This window comes from Paradevosia shaoguanensis (assembly GCF_016801025.1).
Classification (GTDB): Bacteria; Pseudomonadota; Alphaproteobacteria; order Rhizobiales; family Devosiaceae; genus Paradevosia; species Paradevosia shaoguanensis.
Map to the genome: position 1 here is coordinate 4,199,513 of NZ_CP068983.1, position 18,833 is coordinate 4,218,345.

15 protein-coding genes and 1 tRNA gene are annotated in these 18,833 nt (G+C 64.1%); 7 read left to right on the forward strand and 9 right to left on the reverse strand.

The window, feature by feature from the left end; all coding sequences use genetic code 11:
- Positions 1–162 precede the first annotated feature (162 nt).
- Complete coding sequence (locus tag JNE37_RS20395) at positions 163–639, forward strand: YccF domain-containing protein (protein WP_203064606.1); 477 nt, start codon at positions 163–165, stop codon at positions 637–639.
- A gap of 12 nt (positions 640–651) precedes the next feature.
- Here the strand turns inward: JNE37_RS20395 and JNE37_RS20400 are convergent, their stop codons facing one another.
- Together JNE37_RS20400 and gstA are read right to left on the reverse strand one after the other, a co-directional pair.
- Positions 652–1,110 carry a hypothetical protein gene (locus JNE37_RS20400; RefSeq protein ID WP_203064607.1) on the reverse strand — a complete coding sequence of 153 codons (459 nt, stop codon included), beginning with the start codon at positions 1,108–1,110 and terminating at the stop codon, positions 652–654.
- A gap of 117 nt (positions 1,111–1,227) precedes the next feature.
- The gene (gstA, locus tag JNE37_RS20405; protein ID WP_203064608.1) at positions 1,228–1,827 is read right to left on the reverse strand and encodes a glutathione transferase GstA; all 600 of its coding nucleotides are present in this window, start codon (positions 1,825–1,827) and stop codon (positions 1,228–1,230) included.
- A gap of 203 nt (positions 1,828–2,030) precedes the next feature.
- On the opposite strand from gstA, the gene JNE37_RS20410 reads away from it, so the two are divergent.
- The 4 genes from JNE37_RS20410 (at position 2,031) to JNE37_RS20425 (ending at position 5,104) form a co-directional block, all read left to right on the forward strand.
- Complete coding sequence (locus JNE37_RS20410; protein WP_203064609.1) at positions 2,031–3,230, forward strand: benzoate/H(+) symporter BenE family transporter; 1,200 nt, start codon at positions 2,031–2,033, stop codon at positions 3,228–3,230.
- A gap of 1 nt (position 3,231) precedes the next feature.
- Entirely contained in the window at positions 3,232–3,861 is a 630-nt protein-coding gene (gene mobA / locus JNE37_RS20415) for a molybdenum cofactor guanylyltransferase (protein ID WP_203064610.1), read from the forward strand.
- An 89-nt stretch (positions 3,862–3,950) separates the two neighbouring features.
- Positions 3,951–4,026, forward strand: a tRNA-Asn gene (locus tag JNE37_RS20420).
- Between the two features lie 295 nt (positions 4,027–4,321).
- On the forward strand, positions 4,322–5,104 hold the full coding sequence (locus JNE37_RS20425) for a transglutaminase-like cysteine peptidase (protein ID WP_203064611.1): 783 nt from the start codon (positions 4,322–4,324) through the stop codon (positions 5,102–5,104).
- A gap of 1 nt (position 5,105) precedes the next feature.
- On the opposite strand, the gene JNE37_RS20430 is transcribed toward JNE37_RS20425, so the two are convergent.
- The 5 genes from JNE37_RS20430 to JNE37_RS20450 all read right to left on the reverse strand — a co-directional run bounded on the left by JNE37_RS20430 (position 5,106) and on the right by JNE37_RS20450 (position 12,338).
- Entirely contained in the window at positions 5,106–6,212 is a 1,107-nt protein-coding gene (locus tag JNE37_RS20430) for a type 1 periplasmic-binding domain-containing protein (protein WP_203064612.1), read from the reverse strand.
- A 14-nt stretch (positions 6,213–6,226) separates the two neighbouring features.
- The gene (locus tag JNE37_RS20435) at positions 6,227–6,871 is read right to left on the reverse strand and encodes a ribbon-helix-helix domain-containing protein (RefSeq protein WP_035037489.1); all 645 of its coding nucleotides are present in this window, start codon (positions 6,869–6,871) and stop codon (positions 6,227–6,229) included.
- Positions 6,861–8,189, reverse strand: coding sequence for an HlyD family type I secretion periplasmic adaptor subunit (locus tag JNE37_RS20440; protein WP_246513385.1), 1,329 nt, complete (start codon positions 8,187–8,189; stop codon positions 6,861–6,863). Before JNE37_RS20440 ends, JNE37_RS20435 begins: the two co-directional genes overlap by 11 nt.
- Positions 8,186–10,750: a type I secretion system permease/ATPase gene (locus JNE37_RS20445; protein WP_203064613.1), complete on the reverse strand. Its 2,565-nt coding sequence runs from the start codon at positions 10,748–10,750 to the stop codon at positions 8,186–8,188. The genes JNE37_RS20440 and JNE37_RS20445 overlap by 4 nt, the downstream gene beginning before the upstream one ends.
- 160 nt (positions 10,751–10,910) lie before the next feature.
- Positions 10,911–12,338, reverse strand: a complete 1,428-nt coding sequence (locus JNE37_RS20450) for a TolC family outer membrane protein (RefSeq protein ID WP_052152414.1) — start codon at positions 12,336–12,338, stop codon at positions 10,911–10,913.
- 669 nt (positions 12,339–13,007) lie between these two features.
- Here JNE37_RS20450 and JNE37_RS20455 point away from each other — a divergent pair.
- Positions 13,008–14,420 (forward strand): cytochrome ubiquinol oxidase subunit I, encoded by a 1,413-nt coding sequence (locus tag JNE37_RS20455; RefSeq protein ID WP_203064614.1) that lies wholly within the window; start codon positions 13,008–13,010, stop codon positions 14,418–14,420.
- Complete coding sequence (gene cydB, locus JNE37_RS20460; RefSeq protein WP_203064615.1) at positions 14,410–15,414, forward strand: cytochrome d ubiquinol oxidase subunit II; 1,005 nt, start codon at positions 14,410–14,412, stop codon at positions 15,412–15,414. Before JNE37_RS20455 ends, cydB begins: the two co-directional genes overlap by 11 nt.
- A gap of 315 nt (positions 15,415–15,729) precedes the next feature.
- Here the strand turns inward: cydB and cysN are convergent, their stop codons facing one another.
- Positions 15,730–17,625, reverse strand: a complete 1,896-nt coding sequence (cysN, locus tag JNE37_RS20465; RefSeq protein ID WP_203064616.1) for a sulfate adenylyltransferase subunit CysN — start codon at positions 17,623–17,625, stop codon at positions 15,730–15,732.
- A 1-nt stretch (position 17,626) separates the two neighbouring features.
- On the reverse strand, positions 17,627–18,541 hold the full coding sequence (cysD, locus tag JNE37_RS20470; RefSeq protein WP_035037474.1) for a sulfate adenylyltransferase subunit CysD: 915 nt from the start codon (positions 18,539–18,541) through the stop codon (positions 17,627–17,629).
- Positions 18,542–18,833 lie beyond the last annotated feature (292 nt).

The following is an 18,833-nucleotide window of genomic DNA, read 5'->3' on the forward strand; positions in this document are numbered from 1 at the left end:
ATGCCGTTCATTTCATTCTGCCCTTTTCTTGACGCAGGTACGGCAGGTCAACAAAGCGGGCTGGCTTAGGTTCCAGCATCACGGTTGGATTGTCGGGCCGGAAGACTCACGCATCGACTCGCGACGCCCTATATTTCCTCCGCAGTTCTCACAGAGGAAAAAATGCGCTTCGCTGGCAATGTGATCTGGTTCGTCCTGGGTGGTTTCGTTACGGGTCTGATCTGGCTCGTGGGCGCGGCCGTCTTTGCCTTGACCATCATCGGCCTGCCCCTCACGCGCGCCGCGCTCGAAATGGTCAAGATGTCCGCCTTCCCCTTCGGCAAGGAAGTCGTTCACGTCCGCGAACTGGACAATCGCGGCCTCGATGCCACCACGGCGTTCACCGGCACGGTCGGCTTCATCTTCAACGTCCTCTGGGCGTTGACCTTCGGCCTCGCACTCTTTTTCAGTTACCTCGTAGCGGGCGTTCTCTGCTGCCTCACCATCATCGGCATTCCGTTCGGCCTGCAGGCGTTCAAGCTCGCCGGCCTTTCACTCTGGCCGGTCGGCCGTCGCGTCGTTCCGATCGAAGTCGCACGGGCCGCTCGCGAGGCGAATGCCCAGGAGCGGCTCGCGCACTATCGCGGACAGGCCGTCTAGCGCGGCAACTGCCTACTTCTTGCGATCGTCCACATAGACGCGCAGGCTGCCGTCATCGTTCTTGGCGACGGCCACCACCTGGTCAGGTGTCACGCCTACTTCCTGGAGTTTGGCAGTCAGCGCCGCATTGGCGGCAACGGCCGTGCGCAATTCCGCAACTGCGGCCTGGTTTTCGGTGATCGCGGTGTCGACGTCGGCACCATCGTGCTCCGTGTCGCCCTGCAGCGCCGATAGCTGCACGACCGTCACGTCTGCGCCGGAACTACCCGAAATATCGGCAACTGCTGCACCCGCCTTGATGGCATCGAGGACGCGTGCATAGCTTTCCTCAACCTGCGTTGGCGCGGTTACTGCAGGCGCCTGCCCTTCGGCTTGCGGCTGGGCTGCGGGCGCGTCCTGTGCGATTGCCGGAAAAGTCGCCATTCCGAGAATGACGACGGCGCCGGTGGCGAAGCTGATGCTCTTTTTCATCGTGGCTCTCCTTTGCTTTCCAGAGGGCCAACGAAGCTCTGCGCCAAGAGTTTCCCGAAAGGACTTCACAATCGGGAAGGCGCCCTCCCGCTGACGCGGGAAGGCGCAGGGTCCAGGTCAGGCGAGACCTTCTTCCGAAAGCGCCTTCTGCACGGCCGGACGAGCCGAGACGGCAGCGAACCAGCGCGACACATTGGCCGGAAGCGCAACGCCGGTAAAGCCGGCCCAACGCAGCACGGTGTAGAGATAGGCGTCGGCCGCCGAGAAGATGTCGCCAAGCAGGTAGGTCTTGTCGGCAATCTGCCCGTCGACATAGGCCAGCCGCTTTTCGAGCAGTGCCTTGTTGTTCGACTTCATGGCGTCGGTGCTGTCCGGCTTGAAGAACACGCCGAAATTCTTGTGCAGCTCGGTCGAGATGAAAGCCAGCCATTGCTGCGCCTTGTAGCGCTCGATGCTGCCCGCAGCCGGCATCAAGCCGGATTGCGGCTGCTTGTCGGCGAGGTACTGCACCACCACCGAAGCCTCGGTCAGCACATCGCCCTCGGCAATGGCCAGGGCCGGGACGTAGCCATTGGGGCTGACCGCGAAATAATCGCCGCCGTCCGCGGTCTTCTTGTTGGCCAGGTCGACCTGCTCGAGCGCCACGGGAAGGCCGGCTTCGTTGACAACGATATGCGCCGCCAGCGAACATGCGCCCGGCTTGTAGTAAAGTTTCATAGAGGAATGGACTCCAGGTAGTTCAAAGCCCTGGTTTCAGGGTCGCCCGGCTGTCTCATGGCCGCGCGGTCGCCGCAAGCCCAACCTTAGACGCGCCCCATAACAAAGCCTCGATCACCGAAACCGGTTGAAGCGGCGCAGAATCCCGGCCAACACTACACGCCCGCCAGATTTTCCTGCTCCTGCCGTCGTCCGGAGATCCCATGTCCGCCCTAGAGGATACTGACCCCGCGCAATCGCGCCCTTCCCGTGCCTGGTATGTCCAGCCGGTGATCGCCGGTCTCCTGGCCTCGGTGGTCGGCTATGCCAGCACCTTCACGCTTGTGCTCGCGGGCCTCACGGCAGTGGGCGCCACCCCGCAGCAGGCCGGCTCCGGGCTCTTCGCAGTCTGCATCGCCCTGGGTATCCTCAACATTTCCATTGCCTGGAAAACACGCATTCCGGTCTCCATCGCATGGTCCACGCCCGGCGTTGCCTTCCTGGCCACGGTCGGCGGAGTCGAGGGTGGTTTTCCGGCCGTCGTCGGCGGCTTCATCGTCGCTGCCGCGCTGATCGTCCTCGCCGGCATCTGGAAGCCATTCTCCCGCGCCGTCTCGGCAATCCCCGCTCCGATCGCCAACGGCATGCTGGCCGGCATCCTGCTCACGCTCTGCCTCGCCCCTCTTCACGCCCTCGAGGCCATACCGCAGCTGACGCTGCCGATACTGGCCGCCTGGGTCGTTGGCCTCGCCTTCCTGCGCCGCTACGCAGTACCCATCGCAGTCGCCGTCGCCTTCGTAATCCTGGCGTTCAACACCCACCTCGAGGGCGCCAGCATGGCAACAGCCCTGCCCTCACTCACCTTCATCATGCCGGCCTTCACCTTCGATGGCCTCGTCCGCGTGGCGATTCCGCTCTTCATCGTCACCATGGCCTCGCAGAATCTCCCCGGCCTCGCCGTGATGAAAGCCAATGGCTACGACCTCTCGCCCGGCCCGTCCTTCACCGTCACGGGTCTCGCCAGTGCCGTCATCGCCCTCTTCGGCGCCCATACGGTGAACCTCGCTGCCATCACAGCCGCGCTTTGCGCCGGCCCGGAAGCGCATCCCGATCCCACCAAACGCTGGGTCGCTCCCATTGCAGCCGGTATCGGCTATCTGGCCTTTGCCCTCCTGGCCGGTCTCGCCGCCGCCCTCATCGCCGCCTCGCCGCAGGTCCTGATCCAGGCCGTCGCCGGCCTTGCCCTCATGTCCAGCCTCGCGCAGGCGCTATCGGGCGCACTCGCCCATGATGAAGACCGGCTGCCCGCCATCGTCACCTTCGTCACCGCGGCGTCGGGCGTTACCCTCTTCGGCATCGGCGCGGCCTTCTGGGGAATCGTGGCCGGCATCCTGCTCAGCCTCGTCTTTCGGTTCCGGCGCTGACATGCGCACCGCCGCCGTGATTCTCGCCGGCGGCCTGGGCACGCGCCTCGGCGGCGTCCGCAAGGCAACCCTCAAGCTGGGCGGCATCCGCCTACTCGATCGCGTGCTCCCCGCGCTCGCCGAGGCCGATTCCATCCTCGTCTCGACAGGCTCCTTGCCCGCGGGAGCCCTCGCCCTGCTCGCCGGCACCCACCCGGTCCCGGACCTCCTGCCGATCTCCCAGGGCCCCCTCGCGGGCCTTGCCGCTGCCGTCGACGCCCTGGCCAAAGCCTCGCACCCGCCCGAAGCCGTCATCTGCGTCGCCGTCGACACCCCATTCCTGCCACCCGACTTCTTCGCCCGAATGCGAGATTCGCTCGGCGAAGACGTATCCGCATCGCTCGCCTGCTACGCCGATCAACCCTATCCCACCAACTCCGCCTGGCGCCTCGCCGCCGTCGCCGATCTCCCCATGCGCCTCCTGGGAGGTCAGGCCCCCTTCAGCCTCAAATCGCTGGCAAAAGAGCTCTCCGCGACCCACGTAAACTGGCCAACGACGCCCGCCGGCGATCCTTTTGCCAACGTCAACACCCTGAGCGAGCTGATGAATTTCGAGAAAAAGCTGCAGTCTTCCACAGCCTCTCGAAAATGAGTTCGCAGAGACGCAAATTCGGGCTTGGCAAACCAAATCAAACCCGGTACACGGACGCTGCCTTCGACGAGGAGGCACACAGAATGTCTTCCGCGATAGCTCAGTTGGTAGAGCAAGCGGCTGTTAACCGCTGGGTCGTAGGTTCGAGTCCTACTCGCGGAGCCATTCTTTTCTTCCCCCAGATACCCAGCAATTGTAACGGTGCCATGGCGCCGTTTTTGGCGTTTGCCGAACCGCTAACTCGCTAAAATTGCAACATTTTTAGCAACTCTAAATAGAGCACGTCTCTTTCCGAGCAATTATCAGTTGAGCGCTAGCTTCTCCCTCAACAGGGAGAGCTTAGATGCTCAACAAGATAAGACTAGAAACGGTCTTGCTCGGCGCAGTATTCGCCATTTCATTAGGGACAAGCGGCGTCGCGACCGCTCGCGAGCCCGCCTCCTTCAGTTCCGTCCGTGAATTGAACCCGATATCGCGCGCCAATACCGTCCAGGCCGCCGATCTTCTTCTTGCTTCGCTCAATCACACCCCGGACTCGGTCGATGACGATATTGCTGTCGCCGCGCTCGATTCCACCGGCATTCCGATTCTGCCCGACGTCAGCCGCGGCAAGGGCAACGGAAACTACAATGTCTTCGGTTCGGTCGTGATTCCCGTCGGCGCCCTTCCTGCGGCGCGCGCCTGGTCCCACGCTGCCGGCGCCGACGTCGTCAACGTCTTCAATCCTGATTGCGGCCCGGCCGATTGCGGCAGCGGCCTGCGCAAGGTGCTGGCCAAAGCCGCCCGCGATGCCAGCCAGCTGCCGACCGACCAGGCCCTCAACCTCGTCAACCGCGCGGTCAATCGCAATCTCGGCTACCAGGCCGATCGCGCCGCGTGGGGCAAAGGCGACTACTGGGCCAATCCCTCCGAAATCGCGAGGAGCGGCGTTGGCGATTGCGAGGACTTCGCCACCACCAAGCTCTGGCTGCTCCGCAGCATCGGATTCGACGAGAGCCAGCTCCAGCTCGTGGTGCTCAAGGATACCCGGCGTCAGCTCTATCATGCCGTGCTCGCCGTCCATGTCGACGGCAAGGCCTATATCCTGGACAACCTGACCAACACGGTCACCACCGACACGGCCTTCATCAGCTACGTGCCGATCATGTCCTTCGTCGGCGGCAAGAACTACATCCACGGCTTCCAGGATCGGCGCTCCGCCGTCGCCCTGGGCAACATGGCCGACGTGATGCCCGGCGAATAAGCTATCTGAGCTCGACGACCGAGAATGCCCGGCGGGCGACCCCGCCGGCATCGAACCGGAAATTCCCCGTGACGCCGGCAAACCCCTGCGCATTCGTCATCGTCGTGGTCCCGAACGGATCGTCCGGCGCCACCTGCGGCAAGGCCCCACCCAGCACGACAAGATCGTACGCCACCGCCGCCTCGACCGTCGGTCGCTGCCCATAGGCAGCCGTAAATTTCTCGACAAACCCGGCCAGCCCCTGCCGCGACAGCGACGGGTACCAGCCCTTGCCGAGCCCGGCCGGCGGCGCCACGGCCCAGCCGCCATTGCCGACTACGGCAACGCCCTGCAAGTCCGGCACCGCCCGCACTGCCCCCATTACCCCCGCCGCAACCGCCGGTCCGGTGGCAAAGACGATCGCCCGCGGCTCGAACCCCATCGCGGCCTGGGACTGCAACTGTGCCGCCGCAGCCGCCGGGTTCCCGCCATCCACGAACTGCACCTTGAGCCCGGCCCTGGCAGCCGCTTCGCCGATATCATTGGCATAAGCCGCGCTGGCCGCATCTGTCGTCTGCACGATCGCCACCGCGCCATAGCCGCGCCGCTTCATTTCCGCCGCCGAAAACGTCACCTCGTCCCTGCGCGCAAACGCCCCGAAAAGCCGATTGGCCGGATCGCCCGATTGGCCGAGCGAAACCACCGACACGCCCCGCGGCGCAAGCGCATTGGCCAAGGCCCGCGCCGCCGCGTCGTCTGCCGGCGCAATCACCAGCTTGGCGCCCGATTGCGCAAACTCCGTTGCGGCCTTTTGCAGCGAGCCCGACTTGCCGTCATACCGCCGCACCAGCAGCCGTATCGGCGTACCCGACAACGCCGTCGTCGCGAGGCGCGCCGCCAGGTAGGTGCTGCCCGCCGCCCCATCGGAAAGATTATGCGCCTCGTCGGCCGCCAGGATCGCGACGGCGCTGCTGCCAGTGCCGACATTCTCGGATGTCGGCGTCACGGCCTTGCCGTTGCCGCCGGCCTTGAAGAGGCCGCCGCTGGTGGAACACGCCGCCAGCGCCAGCAGCACGGGCGCCAGCACGAAGGCCCGGCGAAGTAGACTAGTACGCTCAGGCCCCCACATGTCGCGCTCCGTCTCTAGGAAATGATGTAGCCCACCAGCATGTTGCTGGGCGATGGCGGCACGGAAACGACCTTGGCCCGGCCGCGGCGCTGCTTGTTGTCGATCGTCAGCGTGTAGCCGCACTGCAGCGTCGGCGTGCCCTCGCTGAATTGGGCAAAGATCTGGTCCAGCGGAATATCGAGCGACATGTGCACCACGTCCGCTGAGATCTTCTGCGCCATGTTGCCCGAAACCACCCGCAGCAGGTGGATGAAGTCCGGATTGACCTGCTGCAACCGCTTCTGCCGGTTGATGGCAAACGCCGGCACCGGCGCCGCCTGCAAGAGGTTGATCACGAAGCTCGGCTCGCCCCGCGCCACCAGCGAGCGGCGCTGCAATTCCAGCTCGCGCGTCGCATAGACGCGCAGCACGCTGGCCGTGTTGTCCGCGCCCGGCCCGGCCTCATCGAGGATATCGCTCACCAGCTGGCTGCGGCGAATGCCGCGTGCCAGCGCGATATCGGCCAGCACCTGCCAGAACAACCGCTCGAGACGCACCCCGCGACGGCGATTACCGGTGTTGATCACGCGGAATTCGGGCGTCAGCAGGCCATCGAGGCCATCTTCTTCGGGTGCGACTGGCTCCGGCAGCCGCGTCTGGGCGACCGCCTTATCGTTCACGTAGAGCCTCGTCGCGCGCCTTGTTAATCGGCTTCATCAGATATTGCAGAATAGTCTTCTTGCCAGTGAGGATTTCGACCGACGACACCATGCCCGGCAGGATCGGCAGCTTCTTGCCGTTATATTCGAGCGCGGATTGGTCGGTCTTGATCAGCACCAGGTAATAGGTCTCGCGTGTATCGGGGTCGACGATGCTGTCGGCGGAAACGTTCTGCACTTCCCCATGCAACCCGCCAAATATCGAGAAGTCATAGGCCGTGATCTTGATATTGGCTGATTGTCCCGGAAGGATGAAGGCCACATCCGACGGCTTGAGCTTGGCTTCGACCAGCAGCGTATCCTCGATCGGCACGATATCAACCAGTCGCTCGCCCGGCGAGACGAAGGCGCCGATCGTATTGACTGCCAGGTTGTTGACGATGCCGTCGACCGGCGAGCGGATATCCGTCCGGCTCACGCGATCGGCCGCGCCGCGCAGCGCCTGCTGCGCGCTCGCGAGCTCCGCCAGCCGCATCGTCATGTCGGTCAGCGCATCCTGCCGGAATTGCAGGTCCGCCTGGTCCACCTGCAACTGCGCCTCGGATACCGCCGCATTGAGCCGCGCAATGGATTCGACCACGGCGTCGAGCTGCCCCTTCGTGTCCGTCACGTCGCGCTGTGCATTGAGCAGATCGTTCTGCGACACCAGGTTTTTCTTGGCCATCGGCTCGATCAGCGCCAGCTTCTCCGTGCCCAGCCGATTGGCTTCGGTCAGCCGGCTCTGGTTGGCCAGCGCCTCGTTCAACTCGCGCTGCCGCTGCTCGACGCGCTGCAACAGCACCTGCTTGCCCTGGCTCAGCGTCAGCTGGCGCGCCTTGAGCAGGTCGGATTCGCTGTCGCAGACCGCCGGCGCTTCCTTCACCACCTCCGGCGGGCAGACATAACCATCGGCCGCCCTGCCCTCGTATTCGATGCGTAGCCGAGCCACCTGCGCCTGGAGCGCATTGACCTTGGCCTCGACCTCGCCGGCCGAAGAGGCCGTCGTTGTGTCGTCGAGCCGGATGAGCTGCTGGCCCTTTTTGACCTGCTCGCCTGTGCGGACGAGAATTTCCGTCACCACCCCCGCTTCCGCGCTCTGGATCACCTGCATCTTGCTCGAAGGGATCACGCGGCCTTCCGCGCGGCTGATCTCGTCGATTTGCGCCAGCGACGCCCACAGCAGCGCCGCGCCAAGAAAGGCGCAGACCAGGAGGATCACGTAGAGCCACGCACGCGGCGGCCGATCCTGCTGCGGCACCGAGGCCATCAGCGAGTCGAATGATCCGGCGGGCTTGTTCATGCGGCTCCCTCCCCGCCATTGCCCTGCGCCCGGAGTTGGGCAAGCACGGCATCACGAGGACCATCGGCGACAATTCGTCCGTTGTCGACCACCATCAGCCGCGTAACGAGCTGAAGCAGGCTGAAACGGTGCGTCGCGATCAGCACCGTATGGTCTGTCGCCAGCGTGCGGCTGAGCGCTCCGATGAGCTGCCGCTCCGTCGCCAGGTCCATCGAGCTCGAAGGTTCATCGAGGAAAAGAATCTTGGGGTCCACCAGCATCGTGCGCGCCAGTGCCACCGCCTGCCGCTGTCCGCCCGAAAGCAGGAAGCCGCGTTCGCCCACCGGCATGTCGTAGCCCAAAGGATGTCGCGACACGAATTCCTCGACGCCTGCACGGCGCGACACCTCGAGGAAATGCTGCTCGCTCGCCTCGGGGTTCGAGAGCAGGATGTTGTCCTTGATCGACCCGTTGAACAGTTCCGGGTCCTGCAGCACCAGCCCGACCTGCCGCCGCAGCGAAGCCGGGTGGTATTGCTTGATCGAGACGCCGTCGATCAGGATCTCGCCTTCGCTCGCCGGATAGAAATTGACCAGCAGCCGCCCCAGCGTCGTCTTGCCCGAGCCGATGCGGCCGATAATGCCCACCTTCTCGCCCGGATTGATCGTGAACGACACCTGGTCGAGCACGTAGTGCTCGATGCCCGGATAGGCAAAGCGCACCTTGCGGAATTCGATCTTGCCGCTCTCGACCGAGCGCGTGACGAAACCGCGCTTCACCTTGCGCTCGTCGGGCAGCTTCATGATGCTGTCGAGCGCCGTATAAGCCTCCATGGCCGAGCGCGTACGCAGCAGCGCGGCGGAGATCATCGCCACCGGCGCGATCACCCGGTTCGAAAGCATCATCGCGGCAACGATGGCGCCCATCGTCACCTGGTTTTCGGCGAAGGAATAGGTCGCCCCGATCATGATGCCGATAGTGGAAACCTGGCTGATGACCGAGGTCAACTGCGTGGCCACCGACTGGTACCACTTGATCTTGTTCTGTGTCTCCGAGGACGCGAAGATCGAGCTTTCCCACTTGCGCAGGAACTGCCCTTCGGCCCGCGATGCCTTGACCGTCTGCGTCGCCGAAAGCGCCTCGACGAGGATCGCGTTACGCTGCGAGGATTCCTTGAGCGCCGCCTCGACCACCGATTTCGACCGGATGCCGATGATGATCGTCCCGACGATCGCCATGAGCGCCGCCAGCACCGGGAAGATCACCACCCAGCCGATCAGCATGGCGATCACGTAGACGAAGACGCCCATGAAGAGGATGTCGACGAACATCACCACCGTCTGGGAGGTGAAGAAATCGCGCAGCACTTCATATTGCGTGATGCGGTTGACGAAGGCGCCCGTCGAGGCCGGCCGCGCCGCCACCGACGTATTCAGCACCCGGTCGAACAGCACCGAGGACAGTCGGAAGTCGATGACCCGCCCGGCATGGTCGATGATCGCGGCCCGCGCGATCTTGAGCAGGAAATCGAAGACGAACACCGTGACGATGCCGATGGCCAGCACCCAGAGCGTCGACACCGCCTTGTTGGGCAGCACGCGGTCATAGACGTTCATCGAGAACAGCGGCATCGCCACCGCGAAAATGTTGATGAACGTCGCCGCGATCAGCACATAGGCCAGGTTGCCCCAATGCCCCTGTAGCGCCGCCCGCAGCCAATGCGTTTCCTTGATGCTGCCGTCGTCCAGCTCGTCGGCCGAATCGTCGGCGTCGACGGCCTGCTTGACCAGCAGCACGCGATGGCGGAAACGCCATTCGGCGGTATTGGTCGCGATGATGGTTTCGGCCTTGGCCTCAGGATCGTAACAGCGCAGCTTGTGTCGCCCTGCCCGGCCCACGCAGACCATGATCTGCCCGTGCTTGCCGGAAATGATCGCCGGCATGTCGAATTCGGGGAGATCACGCAGCGCCGTCCGCTTCTGCGTCACAGTCAGTCCCACGCGCTCCAGCGCGCGCGGCAGAAGCTCGAACGTCAGCTTGCCATCGACCAGCGGTAGCCCCGCCGTCAGCACTTCCGGCGCCGTCGGCCGGCTCCAGCGCATCGCGAGATAACGCACCACGGAAAGCAGCGGATCATCCACCGGCACGGGAGCCGCCTGCGCATCGGCCGCCGCAGCACGTTCCGCCGAAGCGGCCGCACTCGTGATCGCCGCTGCAAGGTTTCCCGCAGACGCGGGGACATTCCCAGGAGAAACAGGGGCTTGCGTCGCGCCCGTCGCGCCACCGACCGAACCAGTCGCGCCACCCACAGGGGTGTTCGCACCACCCGTCGAACCGGTCGCATTATCCACCGGGCCGCCCGCGCTGCCCACTGGGCTCACACCACCAGCCGGGCCGCTCACGCTGCCCACCGGGCTCACGCCACCCACCGGGCTCGCACCACCAGCCGGGCGACTCGCGCGACCCACCGGGCCCGCCACATTTGCCGTCGGCGCAACGCCGCCTGCCTCTGCGGGCGAGCCGGCATCGGCAGTCGGTTGTAGCGGCTGGTCCTTGTCCCTGGATGCGCTGTCGATAGCCATAGTCCATTTCCGTGCCTGGACAGGCACGCTCTATGCCTGCAGCGCACCAGGCTCAAGCAGGACAATGAATCGCAGTTAACTAGCTTCGCCGCAAATCACTGAATGGCGGCGGCTTTTTGACAGTATTGACGCCAAAACTAAAGTTGAACGCCTGGCCGGCCTAATTGACGAACTTCGTAAGGTCCAGCGGACGATCGAACTGCACCGGCACGGCCTTATGATCCTTGTAGGAATCGGCTGCCGGCGACTCGAGCATCGTGCGCGCATAGGCGTCTGCCTGCGCTGGCGGCGCAACGCTGAGGAACGCCATCAGCTGGCCCGTCGAGGCCATCAGCCGATACTCGGCGAAGCGCGCGGCATAGACCGCCGTTTCGTTCAGGACCTGGGCGTTGAAGCGGCTGTTCTGCGCGTCCAGCACGTCGAGAAGCGAGCGCTGGCCGATGGTGAACTGCTCGCGATAGGCCTTCACCAGGCTGTCCGAGGCCGCCATCTGCGCAGCGTACTGCGTGGCGAGCTGGGTCTGGCGGTTGATGCGCGACCAGGAAACGCGCACGGCCTCTTCCACTTCACGGAACGCCGCCTGCTGCGCCAGCATGGCTTCCGTCTCGCGCCGGATATTCTCCTGCGCTTCGTTGCTCTTGATGCCGCCGTCGAAGATGTTCCACTTCAGCACCAGGCGGCCCTGAAGGTCAGTCGTGTAGCCCGCGGTTCCCGACGTATCGGTGCCGAACACGCCACGGCCTTCGAGCGAAAGCTTGGGCAGCATGCCGGCCTGCGACTGCTCGACCACCGCCGAAGCGGCGTCGATGTCGGCGGCAGCCATGCCGATGCGCGGATTGTTCTTGCGGGCAATGTCGATCGCCTGCTCGAGCGTACGCGGCAGCGACTTGCCGACGCGACGGGGCGCGGTCGGGCTGTCGAACGGCGAGCCGACTTCCTTGTAGAAGCCGATACGGGCCACTTCGAGCGCTTCCTGAGCCTCGAACATCCGCGAATTGGCGGCTGCGAGTCGTTCCTGCGCCTGCTGGCGATCGGCCTCGGTCAGCTGGCCGCTGGAAATGGCGTCGCCCACATTGGAGAGCGTCGTTTCATGGAAGCTGACATTCTGCCGCGCGATGTCCACGATGTGGCTCTGCAGCAGGATTTCGAAATAGAGGCGAGCAATCTCGAGGCCGATCGCCTCGGAGCGCTCGAGCACGCGGTAGGAGGCGCCGTCGATGCGCGCAGCCTGCCGGTTCGCTTCGGCCTGGCGGAAGCCGCCATCGAAAATGTCGTAGCTGATGCTGGCGCCGACTTCGCTCGGATAGAGCGGATCGTCCTGGATGCCGGCACCGCGGCGGGACGGATTGTTGAGCACTTCGACGCCGACGGAGGCTTCGAGGTTCACCTGCGGGAGATAGAGGCCCAGAGCCTGCTTGAGCTCGAACTCGGTGGCCTCGCGATTGGCGACGGCCTGCCCGATTTCGGGATTGGTTTTCACGGCGCTGGCAATGGCCTGTTGCAGCGACAGGGCCTGCGCCTGGCTCGCCAGCCCGATCAGCGACGTGGCGAAAACAGTCCCCAGCAACAAGGTGCGAAACGACTTCATTATGATCCCCTAGGCCCCCACAGCATTCCATGTCGCCGCTATTCGGCGCCACTCTCCCCCGGCAGGACCGCTGCCCATAGGTGATATCAGATTTCCGGAGAGTCGGCCGGCAACCTCAATCCCTCTATGGCGCATAACACACCTTCCGCCGCTCAGCTGACGTGCCGAACACGAAAAGCGTGCCGATTTGCTACCAGTGCCCCCACGGCGAGAGATCGAACGGTCTAGGCGAAGCTCCCCACAGAACTCTTAAAACCACACCCGGATAATTGCAGAAGCGCACGGGCTATAAAATAGCTCTGCAACCCAATTCTCAGCCTTTTTGCCAGATGTTGCGGCGCCGCCACATGTAAGGCGGCTTTGTGACATACCTGACTATATGCTAGTATATAGCAGGATATGCCATTCACCTAAGACGTGAAGAAGCCTCACGAATTTACCATGTTTTCGCGCACCCAATTGTGGCTGGTACGCCGTGATTTCCCACTTTTCCTTGCAGTGTGAACGACTCGACTCGGCGAAAATCGGCCTTCGACTTCACGTGGAAGCATCTGGCGGCACGATGTCGCGCGCCAGTCAGACGCGCGCCAATGCGCCACGTGGCTGGTAGTCGCCAAATCCCGCAAACAGGACTAACCTCTTGCAAAGCCATCAGAACGGAGTGTCCCGATGTTTGCCGGCTTGAGCGCAGAACTCCTGGCGCGCTTTCAATTTGCCTTCACGGTATCATTCCACTTCGTTTTCCCGGCTTTCTCGATCGGCCTCGCCAGTTTCCTAGCGGTGCTCGAAGCTCTTTGGCTGATCAAGAAAGACAACGCGTACCTCAAGCTCTTCGAATACTGGAAGACGATCTTCGCGGTCACCTTCAGCATGGGCGTCGTTTCCGGCATCGTCATGAGCTACCAGTTCGGTACCAACTGGGCTGGTTTCTCCGACAAGGCTGGCCCGATCATCGGGCCGCTGATGGGCTACGAGGTCCTCACCGCCTTCTTCCTCGAGGCCGGTTTCCTGGGCATCATGCTCTTCGGCCTCAAGCGCGTAGGCAAGGAGTTGCACTTCTTCGCCACCCTCATGGTGGCCGTCGGCACGCTCATCTCCGCAACCTGGATCCTCGCCGCCAATAGCTGGATGCAGACGCCGGCTGGTTTCGCGCCGTCGGCCAACGGTCAGTTGGTGCCCACGGACTGGATGGCGATCATCTTCAATCCGTCCTTCCCCTACCGGTTGGTCCATACCGTCCTCGCCGCCTACCTGACGACGGCCTTCACCGTCGGCGCGGTCGGCGCCTATCATCTGCTGCGCAACCGCGAGAACCGCCAGGCGCGCATCATGTTCTCGATGGCCATGTGGATGGCTGCCATCGTCACCCCGATCCAGATCGGCGTCGGCGACCTGCACGGCCTCAACACCCTCGAATTCCAGCCGGCCAAGATCGCGGCGATGGAAGGCCATTTCGAAACCCACCAGGGCGCTCCGCTCATCCTCTTTGGCATCCCCGACGACGAGGCCGAGGTCACGCGCTACGCCATCGAGATCCCCTATCTCGGCTCGCTCATCCTCACCCACCAGCTCGATGGCGAGGTGAAGGGCCTCAAGGAATGGCCGCGCGACCAGCGCCCCGGCGCCTTAATCCCCTTCTTCACCTTCCGCCTCATGGTGGGCCTGGGCTTCCTTATGCTCGGCGTCGGCCTCTGGTCGCTCTGGGCGCGCTTCCGCGGCACGCTCTACCAGAGCACCTGGCTCCAGCGCGCCGCGCTCGTCATGGGCCCATCGGGCTATGTCGCCGTGCTCGCCGGCTGGTACACCACCGAAGTCGGCCGTCAGCCCTATACGATCTATGGCCTGCTCCGAACCGAGGACTCCCTGTCCCCGATCGCGGCGCCGGCCGTGGGCGCATCGCTCCTCACCTTCATCATCGTCTATTTCCTCGTCTTCGGCGCCGGCATTTTCTACATGCTCCGCCTGATGCGCCGCCCGCCCGAAGTGGAGGATCACGAGCTCGAACGCGCGCCGAACCGCGCGGCCGGCATCACGCCCGGCCCGGTGCAGGGTGCGCCCATGGGAGGCGGACATGGTGCTTGATCTCGCATTCATCTGGGCGGCCCTGATCGCCATCGCCGTCCTCGCCTATGTCATCCTCGATGGCTTCGACCTGGGCGTGGGCATCCTCTTCCCGCTCTTCCCCAACCGACGCGACCGCGACGTGATGACCAATTCCGTCGCCCCGGTCTGGGACGGCAACGAGACCTGGCTCGTCCTCGGCGGCGGCGGCCTGCTGGCCGTCTTCCCCGTGGCCTATGCCACCGTGCTGCCGGCTCTCTACATGCCCATCATCCTCATGCTGCTGGCGCTGGTCTTCCGTGGCGTCGCCTTCGAGTTCCGCTGGCGCACGACGCGCGGCTCCATCTACTGGGATGTCGGCTTCTTCGTCGGCTCGCTGGTCGCGGCCTTCATGCAGGGCATTGCGCTCGGTGCGCTCGTTCAGGGCATCAAGATCGTCGATCGCAGCTATGCCGGCGGCTGGTGGGATTGGCTGACCCCGTTCAGCCTCCTCACGGGCGTTGCCGTCGTCGTCGGCTATTCCCTGCTCGGCGCCACCTGGCTCAACCTCAAGACCCATGGCGAGCTGCAGGAAAAAGCCCGCCGCATCGCCATGGTCACCGGCGTCGGCACGCTCGCGCTCATCGGCATCGTCAGCCTCTGGACGCCGTTCATCAACGCGATCTACTTCGAGCGCTGGTTCAGCTGGCCCACGGCCTTCTTCTCGGCCTTCGTGCCGCTGCTGCTGGCCATCTGCGCCTTCGCGCTCTGGCACGGCCTGCGGACCGACAAGCACCTGCAGCCGTTCCTCGCGGCCCTCGGGCTCTTCGTCCTCAGCTTCGCCGGCATCGGCATCAGCTTCTATCCCTATATCGTGCCGGGTGCCCTCACGATCTGGGATGCGGCCGCGCCCGATGCCTCGTTGAGCTTCCTGCTCGTCGGCGCCTCGGTGTTGATCCCGATCATCCTGCTCTATACCGGCTACGCCTACTGGGTGTTCCGCGGCAAGATCGATCCCGAAGAGGGCTACCACTGATGGCCGCCCGCGAAGTCGGCCATCGCCTGCTCTGGTTCGTCGGCCTCTGGCTGGCCGGCGTCCTCACCGTCACCGTCATCGGCTTCATCATCAAGCTGATGCTGCGAAACTGAGCGTCGTTTCGGGGTCAGGTGGCACCGGCGCAGGATGTCCCACCTAACCGTCCCCACCACCGCACTTCCCCGGGCGAAGACCCGGGGCCTATTGCACCGATCCACCCGAGCGGAGGTATCCGTGGGCCCCAGGTCTTCGCCCGGGGAAGTTCAGTAATGGGTGAGCGGTCGGTATGAGATGGGTTGGAGGTGGCTTCACCCCCTACCGAAACAACCTCTCATAAAGCTCCGCCGCCAGCTCCACGGGCTCATGCCTCGCCCCCTCCAGCACCACATCCGGGCTGTCCGGCGCCTCGAACGGGCTGTCGATCCCCGTAAAATTTTTGATCTCGCCTCGCCTCGCCCGCGCATAGAGCCCCTTCGGGTCCCGCGCCTCGCACACCTCCAGCGGCGTATTCACGTAGATCTCCGAGAACGCGACGTCCCCCGCCACCTCCCGCGCCAGCCGCCGCTCGTTGCGGAACGGCGAGATGAACGACACCAGCACGATCAGCCCTGCATCGGCCATCAGCCGCGCCACCTCGGCCACGCGCCGGATATTCTCCACGCGATCCGCCTCGGTGAAGCCCAGGTCCTTGTTGAGTCCGTGCCGCACATTGTCGCCATCGAGGATATAGGCGTGCCGCCCCTCGGCCGTCAGCCGCTTCTCGACAAGGTTGGCCACCGACGACTTGCCCGAGCCCGATAGCCCGGTAAACCACACGATGCGCGGCTCCTGGCCCTTGAGGTCGGCACGCACCTGCCGGTTCACGTCGAATTCCTGGTACGAGAGGTTCTGCGCCCGCCTGAGCCCGAAATCGATCACCCCTGCCCCGAGCGTCGCATTGCTCAGCCGGTCGATGAGGATGAAGGCGCCGGTCTGCCCGTTCTCCGCATAGGGATCGAAGGCGATCGGCTTGTCCGTCGCGATCGTCACCGTGCCCACTTCGTTGAGCTCCAGCTTCGTCGCTGCCGTCCGCTCCAGCGTATTGACGTTGGTCCGGTATTTGATGCCCGTGATCGTTCCCGGCACCACCTGCGAGCCGACCTTGATGAGATAGGAGCGCCCGTGGAACGCCGGCTCGTCCTGCATCCACACCACGCGCGCCTGGAACTGGTTGGAGTATTCCGGCACCGCGCCGGCATGCGTCAGCACATCGCCGCGCGAAACATCGATCTCGCGGTCGAGCACGAGCGTCACCGACTGCCCGGCGATAGCCCGATGCAGGTCGCCATCCATCGTGACGATCCGTGCGATCGTGGCCGGCTTGCGCGACGCCGCCACCAGCACTTCGTCGCCGACTGCCACCGTTCCCGAAGCCAGCGTCCCCGAAAAACCACGGAAGTCGAGGCTGGCGCGATTGACCCATTGCACCGGAAAGCGGAACGGCTGGATCGTGCGATCCTCGTTCACGTCAATCTCTTCGAGATAAGGCACCAGTTGCGGTCCCTGATACCAGGGCGTCCGCGCGCTGGGCTTGAGGATATTGTCCCCCCGCAACGCCGACACCGGTATTGCCTGCAGCGACTTGAACCCCAGCGGTTCGGCGAAGCTGCGATAGGCGCTCTCGATGGCCGCGAACACATCCGGATCGTAATCGACGAGGTCGATCTTGTTGATCACGAGCACCACGTGCCGCACGCCGATCAGCGAGAGAATGAAGCTGTGCCGCCGCGTCTGCGTCAGCAATCCCTTGCGCGCATCGACCAGCAGCAGCGCCACGTCCGCGTTCGAGGCGCCCGTCGCCATGTTGCGCGTATACTGCTCATGCCCCGGCGTGTCGGCCACGATGAACTTGCGCTTGTCGGTCGAGAAGAACCGGTAGGCCACGTCGATCGTGATCCCCTGCTCGCGCTCGGCCGCAAGCCCATCCACCAGCAGCGAGAAGTCGATACCCTCTTCGCCCGAAGTCCGGTTCCGGCTCTCGCGCCGCAGCGATGCGAGCTGGTCGTCCAGGATCAACTGGCTGTCATAGAGCAACCGCCCGATCAGCGTGGATTTGCCGTCGTCGACGCTCCCGCAGGTGAGAAAGCGCAGCAGCCCCTTGCCGGTCTGCTGTTCGAGCCACAGGTCGAGATCGGTATCGGGCGTGGCGACCGCTTCGGCGAGATTGCTCAATTCAGAAATAGCCTTCCTGCTTCTTCTTTTCCATGGAGCCGGCCTGGTCGCTGTCGATCAGCCGCCCCTCGCGTTCCGAGGTCCGGCTGGCCTGCATTTCCATGATGACCGAAGGCAAGTCGTTCGCGCTCGAGCGGATGGCGCCGGTCAGCGGGTAGCAGCCCAGCGTCCTGAACCGCACCGATTCCTCGCGCGGCACCTCGCCGTCGAGCAGCGGATAGCGCCCGTCATCGATCATGATGAGCGCCCCCAGCCGCTCGACCACAGGACGCGGCTTGGCGAAATAGAGCGGCACGATCGGGATCTGCTCGGAATAGATGTAGGTCCAGATGTCGAGCTCGGTCCAATTGGAGAGCGGGAACACCCGCATGCTCTCGCCCGGCGCCAGCCGCGTATTGAACACCCGCCACAATTCCGGCCGCTGGTTCTTCGGGTCCCAGGCATGCTGCGCGTTGCGGTGCGAGAAGATGCGCTCCTTGGCGCGCGATTTCTCCTCGTCGCGCCGCGCTCCGCCGATCGCCGCATCATATTGGCCCGCGCTCAGCGCCTGCCGCAGCGCCTGCGTCTTCATGATGTCGGTATAGCGCGCCGAGCCATGCTCGAACGGGTTGATATTGTTGGCCAGGCCGTCCTGGTTCGTGTGCACCAGCAGTTCGAAGCCATACTCCTCCGCCATCCGGTCGCGGAAGGCGATCATCTCGCGGAACTTCCAGGTCGTGTCGATATGGAGGAGCGGAAAGGGAATGCGGCTCGGATAGAACGCCTTGCGCGCCAGGTGCAGCAGCACCGAGGAATCCTTGCCGATCGAATACATCATCACCGGCCGCTCGAAGCTGGCCGCCACCTCGCGGAAGATCTCGATGCTTTCCGCCTCAAGCGCCTGCAGGTGCGAAAGCCTGGCGTTCACGATGGTCATCTGGCGACATTCCGGTTGTGGAGCGCGAGCAAATATGCCCCATCGAACAAGCGGAACAAGACAAGCTGGAGGCCCGAAACCTCAGCATTCGCGGGCGTTTGCGCGCCATGCGCCCCTCTTGGGCGCCTATCTTGCCGATCGTGCTGTCATCAAAATGTAGCCATGCGCGCGGCACGCTTTGGCAGAAAAGTTTTTCAGCCCATCCAAGCCCCGGCGGCGCTGATCGCTCAGCAGCCGCGGGTAGCTTTTGCGCCAAATCGCGCGATTGGAGCCGATCTTTCCCGGCCCGATG